Source organism: Deltaproteobacteria bacterium (assembly GCA_019912665.1).
Lineage (GTDB): Bacteria > Desulfobacterota > GWC2-55-46 > GWC2-55-46 > GWC2-55-46 > UBA5799.
Map to the genome: position 1 here is coordinate 253,842 of JAIOIE010000021.1, position 12,733 is coordinate 266,574.

The following is a 12,733-nucleotide window of genomic DNA, read 5'->3' on the forward strand; positions in this document are numbered from 1 at the left end:
TTTGACGCACACGCCGAATACGATAGCTTCTCTTTTCGAGACGTCCGTTTCCAAAAACGGGTCCTCGCCCATTATAATTTTTGACGACGGCAGCAGCTTAAGCTACTCGGAGGCAGGCGTCCTCGCGAAAGACGTTGCCGGCCGGCTTCAGGCCGCTGGCATCATGAAAGGAGACCGGGTAGTCTCCATATCGCGAGCCTCGGCTGAAGCAGCGGTCGTATTCTGGGCCTCGGCGCTCGCAGGAGCGGTCTTCGTCCCGGTCGACTACGCGCTTTCCACGGATGCCCTCCCCGCGATCATAAAAAGAGCAGGGCCTAAAATTATTTTCCTTGGCCGAGAGAGCACGAGGTCTGAAGAGCCCGCCGGCATCGAGACCATATCATACGGCCCTGAATCTGATCCGCGGCTTAAATCATTCTCCGCCTGGCTTGATGAGGGCGGCAAAGACTACCGGGCCGGTCCGGTCTCGCCTGAAGACGATGCGGCAATCCTTTTCACGTCCGGGACTTCCGGGCTTCCAAAAGGCGTAGTGCTGTCGAACGCCGCCCTTTGCGGAAGCGGCCGCCTCGTCTCAGAGGTCTACGGATGGACGGGAAAGGACAGGATCCTCTGCACGGGCGATTTCCACACCATGAGCGGACTCCGAAACCCGTGCGTGGCGGCGCTCCGGGCCGGCTCGTCATTCATAATAGCGCCTGAGAATGTGAGAAAGAACGCCGCTGCCGCCTCCGAACTCATGGAGAAAACCGGCACAACCGTTCTGTGCACTGTCCCGGCCTTTCTCGCCCAGTTCGTACTCTTTCCCGAAAGGGTTTCAAGCCATTTCGTCAAAGAATTGAGGCTTGTCATGTGCACCGGCTCGAGCCTGCCCGAATCCATGGCTGAAAAATTTGAAATGCTTTTTGGCAGGCCCGTGCTCAATTATTACGGCCTCACCGAGACGGCAGGCTTCTGCATAGGCGTCCCTCCGGGCAGGGAACTGGATTTCAGGGGCACCATAGGGATACCTGCCGGGTGCGCGACGAAAATAATCGCCTCTGGAGGAAGGGAAGCTGCAGAGGGCGAAACCGGAGAGCTTTTCATAAAAACGGAGAACCTCATGAGCGGCTACTTCGGGGAACCCGAGGCCACTGCGGAAGTGGTCAAGGACGGCTGGTACAAAACGGCGGACCTCTGCCGCACGCGCCCTGACGGCTCCATCGAGCTTATCGGAAGAGCCGACGACGCCTTCAAGGACGCACGGGGAGAGCTTGTCCACCCGGCCCAGATCGAGCGCGCCATCGAATCCTCTCCCCTTGTCATCGAAGCCGCTGTCTGCGCCCTGGGCGCTGAAGGGGGCCGTCCCGTGATTGAGGCTTTTGTCGTGCCAAGAAACCCGAGCGGGGAGAAAAGAAAAATCACAGAGGAACTTAAAAGGCACTGCCTTGCGGTCCTCGGACATAATAGGACGCCGGCGGACTTCAGGCTCGTTGATTCGCTTCCGCGCGGCACAAACGGAAAATTGCTCAGAAGAAAATTGAAAGAGGCTTGTTTATGAACCCGACCCCGCTCGACATAGCGGCCGCATTTGAAAATGCCGCTGCCGCAAAACCCACGAAACCGCTTGTCGTCACTGGCAACGGGACTCTCACCTACGGGGGGCTGCTTGAGCGCACCGACAGGCTTTCGGGCCTTCTCAAAGGCGCGGGAATAAAGGCAGGGGACAGGGCTATAATCTCTAGCAGGGACGATATCGAAGTGGCCGCCGCGTTCCTTGGATTGCTGCGTAACGGTGTCGCTCCGGTGCTCATCGATCCGCGCCTGCCGGACCCGGAGGCCGCAAGGCTCGTGGTTGCCGCAAAGGCCGGGTGCGCCTTTTTGGACAAAGACATAAGGCACAGGGCGGCTGATACAAGAGCGGTATTCGAGGTGGGCAAAAAGTCTGCAAAGGCCGGCTTTCTGAGCAGGTTTTCGAAAAAAGACGCCTCTCCACTTCCGTCGTATCTTGAGGCCGCGCTCCCCGCCCAGCCTCCTCCGGGTATCGACCGGGGCTCGGATGCGTATATTTTGTTCACTTCAGGGACGACCTCGCGGCCAAAAGGCGTCAGGATAAGCCACTCGGCCCTCTTCACGCACCTTGGGACGCTTTCGAGGCAGTTCGGTCTTGACGAGGCCTCCCGAATACTGAACGTACTCCCTCTTAACCATGCCGACGGCATAGTCCAGGGCCCGCTTGCCGCATTCTTCAACTCTGCCACCCTTTACAGGCCGCTTGATTTCAGCGTTCAAAATATAACCGGCCTCATGGATTCGGTATACCGTGAGCGCATAACTCATTTCGTAGCCGTGCCGACGATGCTCTCGCTTATAAACAGGCTCGGGCAGGGACATGAGGATGGCTTCGCCACGGAAGATTTCCAGCTCATAATATCCACGGCCGCTTATCTCGAACAGAGACTATGGGAGGAATTTGAAAAGAGGTTCAAGGTCAGGGTAGCCAATGTGTACGGCCTTACCGAGACGGTCACGGGCGCACTTTTCTGCGGTCCAGGAAACTCTGACCGGCGAGTTGGTACCATCGGCAAACCGGCCGATTGCGAGGCAAGGATCATGAGGGAGGACGGCTCGGAAGCCCCGGCAGGAGAGGCAGGGGAACTGTTCTTGAAAGGCGACAACATCATGACCGGATATTTCGAAGATGCTGAGGCCACGCGTGAGGCATTATCCGGCGGCTGGCTCCGTACCGGAGACATTGCAGTCAAGGACGTGGACGGCTATTACAGGATCGCAGGCAGGAAAAAAAACGTCATCATCTCCGGAGGCCGCAACATACATCCCGAGGAGGTCACCGAGACGTTAAAGGAGCACCCCGACGTGCTTGAAGCCGTGACCTTCGGTGTCGAAGACGAGACATGGGGCGAGCGCGTCGTGTCCTGTGTCGCCCTCGCACCCGGTTCTTCCTACGGAGAAAGGGCTCTTGTTGAGTTCTGTCGATCGAGGATAGCCGAGTACAAGGTGCCGACGAGCGTCTACATACTCCCGGAACTTCCAAAAGGGCCTTCAGGCAAGGTGGTAATACCGGTCGCTAAAAAGATGGCGCTTGAGTCCCTGCCCCCGGCGGCAGGGACCATTGGAAACCTGAAAAGCAGGGTCCGCTCGGCGGCTGCGAATACGTTCAAAACGTCCGTCGAGGAAATATCTTCATCGTCCACGCCGGCCGAAATACCGGAATGGGATTCGCTCGCGCACCTTCAGTTCGTGGTTGCCCTTGAGGAGGCGTTCGGTATACGGCTTGCCCCTGCCGACATCATCAGGATTCAGTCCATAGGCGATGCCGAGAGGATAGTTGGTGAAAAGCTCTCGTCCTGAACACAAGTACCCTCAACCGTTCCCTCCGCTCAGGCTCTGGCATATTGTAGCCGCTCTTTTCACGTGCGTTTTCCTTGTGTCTTTGCCAGCGTACAGGACATATCACCTGGAGGCGGAGGCAGCCTACCGAAACTCCTATCTACAAAGATTTGAAAAGTTTTCAGATCGGAGCGATGCCGGAGACAAGGGCCTGAGGGTTATTGCCATTGGCAGTTCCCTTATGGCGTACGCTATTATGCCTGACCAGGCGTTTGAGGAGCTAGCTTCCGAAAAGCTTATGTCTCTCAAATTCCTTCACCTCGCGCGTCCATGCGCAGTGCTGGAGGATTTCAAGCTTTTTTTTGAAAAGGTCCTCGACGTTCGCCCAAGCATCATTCTTCTCGAATCTGATAGTGTTTTTTACCACAGGTGCGAAAAGGGTTTTTTAAAGAGTTACCCGGATTTCCTGCGGGAGGCTGTACGAAAAAGTCTGAAGGTCAAAAGGCCCGCTCTGCCGGAGCCTCACATCAATACTTACGCCAATATCCGGGACGACGTCCCAAGGCTGCAAGCCGTTAAAAAGTCCGCCGGAAGGATTAAAAAATCCGTAGCTTCATTTAACAGGAGGACTCTGGTCGGGTTCGATGAAGTGGGGACTTTTTTCAGCGAGGCGGCCAAAAGGGGCGTGCGCGTGGCGCTCGTAGATGTAAGGCGGTCGCCCGAGTTCGAAGCGCTTGCAGGCGACTACAAATCGGACAGGGCTGCCCTTTTTGAAAGACTCCGGAGCGAATACAGAATCACAATGGTCGCGTTTCCTGAGGAGATGGCGTCCGAATTCTATGCCGACCCCGCCCATATGAACGAAGCAGGGCGCAAAAGGTTTTCACAATGGCTCGTGAAGGAACTCAAATTGATGGCTGAATCATGAGCTTCGTCTCTCTGAAGATGCTCCTGTGGATAGCCGCGACGGTCGCCGCCTACTGGGCCGCACCCAGGCATTGGCGGCCATACGCGGTATCTGTTTCTGCGGCGGTCCTCCTCGCCTTCGTATCGCCCCTTTCTCTGGGCGTGCTCGCTTTTTTCACCGCACTAGGTATTCTTCCGCTTAGCCGCGGCAGGCACTGGATAGCAGGGGCGCTTACCGCATTCGGCTCGATAACAGCAGTTTTCATCTGGTTCAGGACAGGCGCCGGGCTGGGCGGGCCGCTTGTGCCCCTTGGCTTCGGCTTCTACACGCTCAGGGCGCTCCATTACGTGCTGGACGGCATAAAAGGCACGCTTCCGCCGCACACGTTCCGCGAGTTCGTAAATTACATGTTCTTCCTGCCCGTGCTCGTAGCCGGCCCCATAAACAGGTTCCAGGAATTCCACAGGAATCTCTCGCGATACAGATTCGATCCGGCTCTTTTCTCAAACGGTTGCGAGAGGATACTGTACGGGTTCGTGAAAGTGGTCTTTCTTGCCAATTATGAGGTCTCGAACCTGCTCGCAGGGCGGATTGAAAAGATCGGCGAATCGCACGCGGTCCTTGCCGACTACCTCGAGTGCCTGAGGTACGGCCTTAATCTGTATTTCCAGTTCTCCGGGTATTCGGATATCGCCATTGGCTTCTCCATGCTACTCGGCTTCAAGATTGCCGAGAACTTCAACTACCCGTTCCTGGCAAAGAACATAAACGATTTCTGGAGAAGGTGGCACATATCGCTCTCGAGCTGGTGCAGGGACTACGTCTACATGTTTACCCTGTCGATAGGTCGGCGTCCGTGGGCGGCGGTGATCGTCTCAATGCTCGTTTTGGGGATCTGGCACGAGGTCTCGTTAAGGTATGTCGCATGGGGCGTCTATCACGGCGCGGGCATAGCCGTGTGGCAGGGTTTTCAGAGGTTCAAGGCGGGCCTGCCATTCGCCTTGCCGGTCAGCAAGCCCGTTGCCGATTGGGTTTCGTGGTTTTTTACGATGAACTTCGTGATACTCGGTTTCGCGATAACAAAGGAGCCGGACCTGCCTTCAGGACTCGCTGTCATCGGCAGGATACTCTTTTTCCGGGTATAGACGCGTGTACGCATTTTTAAGGACATACCTGCCGAAAGGCGTGGCCGACGTCCTCATCATACTCTGGTATCTCCTCCTCATTTTCATGGCTGTCGTCTATTCGACCGTTGAGACCGAGGGATTCAGGTACCTGAACGTCTGACGCGTAGGACGGGATTCTCGTAAACCGGGAAGTCTAGCCCTTCTTGCAGCAGCCTTTTATTGCTTCCAGTTCCTTTATGATTTCATTGCTTGGGAAGATGAAGGCGAAGTATTTCTCGTATAAGCGGGGGTATCTGTTCACAATCCATTCCAGCCCCAGGCACCTGTGCATATTGATATTGAAAGCGCCTCTCCTATATATATCGCTGAAGACGAGTTTGCTTATTTTCTCTTCGAAAAGGGCTTCCGTATAGATATCTTGCGCAAGCCTTTTTCCCATGATGAAGTAATCAAATGAGCGGACAGAGAAATGGTGCTTATGGGTCGGGTCGGTGTATGAATTATCGCAGGAAAAATGAGGGGTTATAATGCTAAGGGTCCCCGAAGGCTTAAGTATTCTGTGTAGCTCCCTCATGACCCGAGGTATGTCATCGAGGTGCTCGAGAATATGCCTGCAAACTATCCCGTCAAACTCCGAATCATCGAACGGATAAGGAAACCTGTTGAGGTCGTGTATGATATCCGCCTCGCTTGAAGTGCTCGCGTCTATGCCGGTGCTTCCCGGCAGCTTTCTTCTGCCGCAGCCAAGGTCGAGTATTCTCATATTTTGAGAGAGAGGTGTCGTTTCGAAAGTATATCCGTCAATCCCGATTTTTCAAGCCCTCTCCCAAGAAATTCACATTTGTAATACAGGCCTATTTATCCCAACCTCTCGTAAATTCGCAATCTTTTTAAAGAAATCTAATGAAAATATTTTCGAATAAATTTAGGTATTGACGATTTTCAGCGGAACGAGTAGTATTAGCCTTCAAAATATAAAATAATTGTTTATCTATTTGCCTGATTCCTGGCATTAGAAAACAATCGATTAATATAGCTTGGATTAAATTTATTGGCAGGAGGAAAAAACGATGTCGGCAGCAAGCAGGTTATACTGCGGATTAGCCCTATTATTTGGATTATTCATCACCTTCGGAGCTGTCCAGTCCCATGCCGCAGTCCCGCAGATGATCACCTATGAAGGCCGCCTTTCAAAATCAGGCGGAGGCCTTGTGGACGGAAGATTCGATATCAGCGTATCAATTTACAATCATAGATATGAGGGCAGGCCCCTCTGGACGGAAACACACAGGGCAGTTCCGGTCAGAAGCGGCCTTTTTACAATAGTGCTTGGAAGCGTAGCGACTTTGGACCTGCCGTTTAATGAGCCGTACTATCTTGGCATAGCCGTTGGGACCGACACCGAGATGGTACCCCGGATACCCCTCACAAGCGTTGGCTATTCAATGGGCGCGGCAAGGGCGGATAACGCCGACTCCGCGACGAATGCCGGGAGCGCGCTGAACGCGGATTACGCACGTAATGCTGAGATGGCGAAGAACGCTGAAAATGCAAAAAACGCTGAAAATGCGCTGAGGGCGGATAACGCACTTAATGCTGAAACGGCCAGGAACGCTGACAATGCGCTGAATGCGGATAACGCCCGTTATGCTGACATCGCGAGGAGCGCAGCCAGCGCCGATACCGTGGCCGACGGCTCGATAACGCTTTTGAGCTTCTCTGCAACGATGTGCAATCAGGGCGAGGTCATAATGAAAACCTCTGCAGGATGGGGATGCGGCATCGGGGCTGGACCGGAAGGGCCACAAGGACCGGAGGGGCCTGCCGGACAGGAAGGGCCTGTTGGCCCTGAAGGACCTGCCGGGCCTGAGGGACCTGAGGGGCCGCAGGGAGTCGGTTTCGGCGCGATACAGGACTTCGCATTGGTGGCTGCAAGCATAGGGAGCATGACCTCGGGCCAGGGCATCTTCCTCGGGCCTGATGGACTTAACGCCGCGATACAGAATATAGGGCTAAACTGGTGCCTCACCCCCGGCACGCGCTGCCTTATAAAGGTAATGCCAGGCGCTTTCAATGCCCCGGCCTATGTCGATAAAAATGTCGACATTGAGGGTTCCGGCGAGGATGTGACGCTCCTGAACGGGTCCCTTACGGTTCCGCCGGGCTATGACGTGAGAATAAACCGCATGTCGATTTTCTATACCTCCATTTCCAATTCAGGCACGCTGGAGCTATCACATCTCAAGACCATACCGTCAGACGGTTCACTTATAAGAAACTTCTCGGGAGCGTCGATGTCGCTTTCCTTTGTCACGCTCCCCGGAAGAGATGTGTCTTCGTTAATCTACAACACTGGGAAGCTTGCCATCAAGCATAGCCTCATCGAAGGTCCCGCCCTTGATACTTTCGATCTGTTTATAGGGGACAGTATCCTCAGAGGACCCGGCCTGAGAATATCCGGAGGGGAGTCGAAGATCGAAAGCTCGGAGATAGAAGGATACGGTTCAGGACCAGCAATCCATAACGACAGGAGCGTATTACGCATTAAAAACTCAGCGTTGATTAGCAATGGCGCAGCTGCGCTTTCATGCATCACCAGTTCCTACAATTTTGTGAGCGGAACCATGATTGCAGGAGGATCGGCAGGCGGCGACGCATACAATACGAAATGCGTCGGCTCATTCGATGAAAACTACGCGCCGCTGGCCGCCGATTGCACCGTAACGCCAACGCCCTGAGCGGCTTAATCGCACGAAAGGGAACCTAGAATATGAGAACCCGTTTAAAGATATTCTGTCTCGCGGCTTTTTTATGCGTTTTCGCTGATATGCCCGCGAACGCGGCGTCGTCGAGCGAGAACTTCGTACTTGAAAAGGGCGAAGTTACCGGAGGCGGCGGAAGCTCGTCTTCCGATACCTTCTCAACTACGACCGTCCTCGGCCAGACATTCCCGTCGGGCAGCATGGAAAGCCCAGAGTTCAAAATGGATTTCGGCCTCATGATGGATACGGTCCCTCCCGTGCTGACATGCCCGGCCGATTTAAGCGTGCTCTTGAATACCCCTGCTTCCGACCCGGCTGTGGCAGGGTTCCTTTCCGGAGCGGTAGCTACGGATGATATCGACGCAAGCGTTCCTGTCGCGCACAGCGCTGTTCCTGACGTATTAAGTCCGGTTGGCACGACGACGGTCTCATTCACCGCAACCGATGCCGCGGGCAATTCCTCATCATGCTCGGCGGGAATCAAGGTCGTTTACGCGTTCGGCGGGTTTTTGCCTCCGATTGACCAGGACAGGCCTTTCAAGCTCGGCAATACCATACCTGTGAAATTCCGGCTCATGGAAGCGCATGGAGACATGACCTCCACCGCTAGCGCCGCCATTTCCCTCCAGAAATATTCTGAAACCGGTCCGGTCGACGACCCGCTAGACGGTACAGAGGCAGGCGCTGATAACGGTAATATGTTCAGGTACGACGAAGACGATGGGCAATACGTTTTCAACCTTGGCACCAGGGGGCTTACGCAGGGCTCTTGGCAGGTCAGCGTAAGCCTCGACGACGGCACAACCCATGCCGTCGTCATATTTATCAAATAACTTATCAAAAAAAACCGCTATCGTTACTTTGAGAAAGGGGCTTTAAGCCCCTTTCTTTTTACGGTAACCGCTTTTGCGCGCTTCCGCCAAATGACCCGGCTTTCCCACCAGATATATTCCGCCGATTTGTGCATGGAATTCATGAAGAGGGTAATAAAAGAACCCTCCTCTCCATTCAGCCTCAAGCCCTTTCCTAAGCGCCCCGAAACCGCGCCATCCTTCTCTGCTATACTCAGATTTATAATAATAAAAGGGGGGCACCATGAAAAAAACATGGCTTGCAGCCGTCTTTTTCATTGCCGGTCTTTCCTCGAATGCGTACGCGACCCAATATGAGTTCACTACCATAGAGGTGCCGGGCGCCTTATGGACGAGCGCAAACGGAATCAACAACTTCGGGCATATCGTAGGCACATACTCGGACGGGACCGGCTCGCATGGTTTCCTGTACGACGGCACCGGATACCTCACCATAGATTATCCGGGGAGCGGAGGCAATACCGGCATAAAGGACATAAACGATTCCGGCAAGATGGTCGGCGAGTACAATGACGGCTATAAATATCAGGACTTCATCCTTAACGGCAGGGACTTCTCGACCTATTCGTTCCCGGGAAACACCGAAACCTCGATAAACGGGCTTAACGACGCGGGCATTGCCGCCGGAGGCTATTACGACTGGCCGACGAACAGCTCAAACGGGGTATTGTATGAAAAGAGCGCCAAGGTTTTTCCAAACACCACGATATTTTCAGACGTAAACGATTCCGGGCAGATGGTGGGCTACGACCCGGATTTCTGGATCTCCTATGTATATGACGGCAAGGACCTGAGCCAGATAGTCTTCGGCGATTCGCCTTACGGCCTGGACATCTGGGCGCGGAGCATAAACGATTCAGGATATATAGTGGGGAACTATTCGGAAGGTGGATTCCTGTTCGACAGCGCCAAAGGCAGCGTAACCACGATCAATTATCCGGGTGCGGCCTATTCCGGCCTTTCAGGCATCAACGACCTTGGCTATCTGGTCGGCAGCTATACATTCAACGAGAGGGGATATGGTTTCCTCGCGATCCCCATCAAAAAAACAGCCGTGCCCGAGCCTTCGCCACTTGTCCTTTTAGGGTTCGCGATGGCCGCCGTATGCTCTTATAGATTTTTGTTCAACAGGGCATGGGAGCGGCCTTGATTGAATTTCTTCTGGGCGGGAATTGAGTTCATCGGAACGCATTTCGGGAAATGGCTGGTGGAATTCAGGCTTGAAGAAGGGTTCCAGAGCATGGAAAGCCGCTTACAAGCCTTCCGGAATGCGTTCCGGTCTTTCCTCTCTATGCAGGTATGGCGGTTCGGCTACGAAAGAATAAATAGCCCTGCTCGATATACTGGAATGAGCTTTCACATTTGACTTAATCTGAATAAGAAGACAGAGACCGCCTAGGCATGGAATACCAGCACCGCGCATTTCGCGTGGCGCACGACATAGGCGCTGACGCTACCGAGCACCATGTCCTCAAGGATGCCTCCGCCCCGCTTCGAGACTACCATTATGTCGGGCTTCTTGTTAGTTTCGGCCTCGAGTATCATCTTTCTCGGGTCGCCCGTGGCGAGTATGGCGTCCACGTCGAACCCCTTGCCGATTATGTACTTGGCCGTGCGCATCAGGAAATCCTGCCCCTCCGAGCGCTGCCTCTCGAATATCTCCTCGTTTTCCATGCTGGCGTCGGCTGTCCCCTCGACTACGGTCAGGAGGATTATCTCCGGCTTGGCCAGCTTGAAAAGCTCCAGGGTCTTATCCAGCGCCTTCTGGGCGTTTTCAGAGCCGTCATGGCAAAAGAGTATCTTCATATGTCCCTCCGATTTTGCTTATAAATTCGTTAGCACAATTATAAGTCAAACCCAAGTTCCTTTAAAGAGGGTATTGGAGCCGGGCCTTGCGCCCATGTTCCCCGGCTGCGCACAAGTGGCTTGCTGGCGGGCCCTGGCCTGAGCTGGCGTGGAGAAAAGAAATGAACCCTCCGCAGGAACTCCGGGGTATCTTAAAACCTCCCCTCCCTTGACGGAGGGAACTGAGGTAAGGTGAAACCTGCTCACCCCTCCCTGCCTCCCCATCAAGGGGAAAGGGCAAATACGCTCGCGGCCGGGTATAGACCCTGAGAGAAAAAGGTTGCGCGTCACTCCAATATCCTCACCCTCATCTCGACCCTCTCTTCGGGAAGATCAGGGTAGCCTTCGTCTTTCGGAAGAGCAGCAATCCTGTCGGCCACTTCCATGCCGCTTGTGACCTCGCCGAATACGGTGTATTTGCCGTCAAGGGAGCTGGAGTCCTTGAGCACTATGAAGAACTGGGAGCCTGCGCTGTCCGGGTCGTCCTCGAACCTCGCCATCGAGACGATGCCCCTTTTATGCGGGACCTTGCTGAACTCCGCGGGAACTGTCCAGGGCAGGACGGTCAGGCCGTACCTGCTTTTTCTCGGGCAGCAGCCGGTATAAGTGCCGGGGCTGGCCTTTGTATATGGATCTCCGCCCTGGATTTTGAGGCCCGGTATTGCCTCGTGAAAGAGCGTGCCGTCATAGAAGCCCTCTTTCGCGAGCCTGACGAAATTCTCGACGTGCCTGGGAGCGACATCTGGAAAGAGCAGTATCTCGATATTCCCGTAAGCAGTCTCGATTATAGCCCTTTTTTCCCTTTTTGAATCCCCTTCCCCGTCCGCGCTTGCCAGCGCAGGCATTGCCAGAGTAAAAAATAGTAGAAAAAATAATGCGATCCGTTTCCTCATGCCCTCCTCCGATAGATTAAAAAAATATTAAATAAAAGTATGCGGCCTGGTCCTTAAGGCTATTCTGGAAATATACGCCCCAATGCGGGCCTGAAACATGCCTTTTGTCATGTTTTGGTCTAATCGGAGGGATTATGATGGTGGTCTTTGTGCGGGGGGAAAGGGATTCAAAAGACGCGAGAACGGCCAAAGTCGTTTTTTGCTAGAAAGGAATCTTGGTGGCGGTGGGTGGAATCGAACCACCGACGCGGGGCTTATGAGTGCAATAACGCAGAAAAATCTAACTCCTTGATTTGGGTTTGGTTTCCCGTTTAAGCCTTCCAAATCGCGGAGTTACGGCGTTACAACGCTCTTGCCCGTTTCTAAATTTTTTGTACATTTTGGCAGTTTTCAGCACAAAAAAAGCACAATTTCAGCACAGAGTCTTGGGGTGGTTAGGGCAATCCTTTGGCCCGTAGCAGGTGTCCTCCCTCCACCTTGTGCTTGTGGACGGGTTCCAGTGGTCGACTATGTCCTGGGTGGCCATAACGGCACCCCAGGGGCACTGAGATATCGCGGTATCGGAGGGAGGGGAGTTACCGACGGCACAATGCCCCCATTCCATGTGTACCGCCTCAAGGCTCTTGATATCGCGGTATCGGAGGGGTCGAACTGGGCGAACAGGTGTAGGCGTATAGAGCCGCCTCAAGGCTCTTGATATCGCGGTATCGGAGGGACCAGGGCGAGCCCGATATAACTAAATTGATTAACCGCCTCAAGGCTCTTGATATCGCGGTATCGGAGGGGGGGACAGAGGGGGATTAACGAGGAGGTGAAGGACCCGCCTCAAGGCTCTTGATATCGCGGTATCGGAGGGGCGTGGTGTTATGCTCCCTTCGCCTCCAACTGGCTCCGCCTCAAGGCTCTTGATATCGCGGTATCGGAGGGAAAGACCACCTCTGGCTGACCGACCTGCGCGAGTGCCGCCTCAAGGCTCTTGATATCGCGGTATCGGAGGGCC

Annotated in this window: 11 protein-coding genes and 1 CRISPR repeat array (1 of these 12 running past the window's edge); of the genes, 8 read left to right on the plus strand and 3 right to left on the minus strand. The window is 54.2% G+C overall.

Annotated elements, in window-relative coordinates; all coding sequences use genetic code 11:
- Position 1: 1 nt before the first annotated feature.
- From K8I01_10615 to K8I01_10635, 5 genes are read left to right on the plus strand one after another with little or no spacing between them, the layout of a single operon-like run.
- Positions 2–1,537 (plus strand): acyl--CoA ligase, encoded by a 1,536-nt coding sequence (locus K8I01_10615; protein ID MBZ0220869.1) that lies wholly within the window; start codon positions 2–4, stop codon positions 1,535–1,537.
- Positions 1,534–3,348, plus strand: coding sequence for an AMP-binding protein (locus tag K8I01_10620; GenBank protein MBZ0220870.1), 1,815 nt, complete (start codon positions 1,534–1,536; stop codon positions 3,346–3,348). The genes K8I01_10615 and K8I01_10620 overlap by 4 nt, the downstream gene beginning before the upstream one ends.
- A complete protein-coding gene (locus K8I01_10625) occupies positions 3,329–4,255 on the plus strand; it encodes a hypothetical protein (GenBank protein MBZ0220871.1) in 927 nt (308 codons plus the stop codon). Before K8I01_10620 ends, K8I01_10625 begins: the two co-directional genes overlap by 20 nt.
- A complete protein-coding gene (locus K8I01_10630; protein MBZ0220872.1) occupies positions 4,252–5,379 on the plus strand; it encodes a hypothetical protein in 1,128 nt (375 codons plus the stop codon). The genes K8I01_10625 and K8I01_10630 overlap by 4 nt, the downstream gene beginning before the upstream one ends.
- Positions 5,380–5,383: 4 nt before the next feature.
- Positions 5,384–5,521 carry a hypothetical protein gene (locus K8I01_10635; protein MBZ0220873.1) on the plus strand — a complete coding sequence of 46 codons (138 nt, stop codon included), beginning with the start codon at positions 5,384–5,386 and terminating at the stop codon, positions 5,519–5,521.
- 33 nt (positions 5,522–5,554) lie between these two features.
- On the opposite strand, the gene K8I01_10640 is transcribed toward K8I01_10635, so the two are convergent.
- The gene (locus K8I01_10640; GenBank protein MBZ0220874.1) at positions 5,555–6,124 is read right to left on the minus strand and encodes a class I SAM-dependent methyltransferase; all 570 of its coding nucleotides are present in this window, start codon (positions 6,122–6,124) and stop codon (positions 5,555–5,557) included.
- A gap of 448 nt (positions 6,125–6,572) precedes the next feature.
- Between K8I01_10640 and K8I01_10645 the strand changes: the two genes are divergently transcribed.
- The 3 genes from K8I01_10645 (at position 6,573) to K8I01_10655 (ending at position 10,145) form a co-directional block, all read left to right on the plus strand.
- A complete protein-coding gene (locus K8I01_10645; GenBank protein MBZ0220875.1) occupies positions 6,573–8,099 on the plus strand; it encodes a hypothetical protein in 1,527 nt (508 codons plus the stop codon).
- 32 nt (positions 8,100–8,131) lie between these two features.
- Positions 8,132–8,956, plus strand: a complete 825-nt coding sequence (locus tag K8I01_10650) for an HYR domain-containing protein (protein ID MBZ0220876.1) — start codon at positions 8,132–8,134, stop codon at positions 8,954–8,956.
- 262 nt (positions 8,957–9,218) lie between these two features.
- Positions 9,219–10,145, plus strand: coding sequence for a hypothetical protein (locus tag K8I01_10655; protein ID MBZ0220877.1), 927 nt, complete (start codon positions 9,219–9,221; stop codon positions 10,143–10,145).
- 245 nt (positions 10,146–10,390) lie between these two features.
- Here the strand turns inward: K8I01_10655 and K8I01_10660 are convergent, their stop codons facing one another.
- Complete coding sequence (locus K8I01_10660; GenBank protein ID MBZ0220878.1) at positions 10,391–10,801, minus strand: universal stress protein; 411 nt, start codon at positions 10,799–10,801, stop codon at positions 10,391–10,393.
- A 326-nt stretch (positions 10,802–11,127) separates the two neighbouring features.
- A complete protein-coding gene (locus tag K8I01_10665) occupies positions 11,128–11,685 on the minus strand; it encodes a peptidylprolyl isomerase (protein ID MBZ0220879.1) in 558 nt (185 codons plus the stop codon).
- 580 nt (positions 11,686–12,265) lie between these two features.
- Positions 12,266–12,733: a CRISPR direct-repeat array (repeat unit 36 nt; unit sequence CCGCCTCAAGGCTCTTGATATCGCGGTATCGGAGGG) (it continues 563 nt past the right edge of the window).

What these genes read in the sequence shown, in the direction of transcription:
- K8I01_10660 (MBZ0220878.1), bottom strand. Translation starts at nt 10,801, where the DNA reads ATGAAGATACTCTTTTGCCATGACGGCTCTGAAAACGCCCAGAAGGCG.
- K8I01_10655 (MBZ0220877.1), top strand. Translation starts at nt 9,219, where the DNA reads ATGAAAAAAACATGGCTTGCAGCCGTCTTTTTCATTGCCGGTCTTTCC.
- K8I01_10620 (MBZ0220870.1), top strand. Translation starts at nt 1,534, where the DNA reads ATGAACCCGACCCCGCTCGACATAGCGGCCGCATTTGAAAATGCCGCT.
- K8I01_10630 (MBZ0220872.1), top strand. Translation starts at nt 4,252, where the DNA reads ATGAGCTTCGTCTCTCTGAAGATGCTCCTGTGGATAGCCGCGACGGTC.
- K8I01_10665 (MBZ0220879.1), bottom strand. Translation starts at nt 11,685, where the DNA reads ATGCCTGCGCTGGCAAGCGCGGACGGGGAAGGGGATTCAAAAAGGGAA.
- K8I01_10650 (MBZ0220876.1), top strand. Translation starts at nt 8,132, where the DNA reads ATGAGAACCCGTTTAAAGATATTCTGTCTCGCGGCTTTTTTATGCGTT.
- K8I01_10640 (MBZ0220874.1), bottom strand. Translation starts at nt 6,124, where the DNA reads ATGAGAATACTCGACCTTGGCTGCGGCAGAAGAAAGCTGCCGGGAAGC.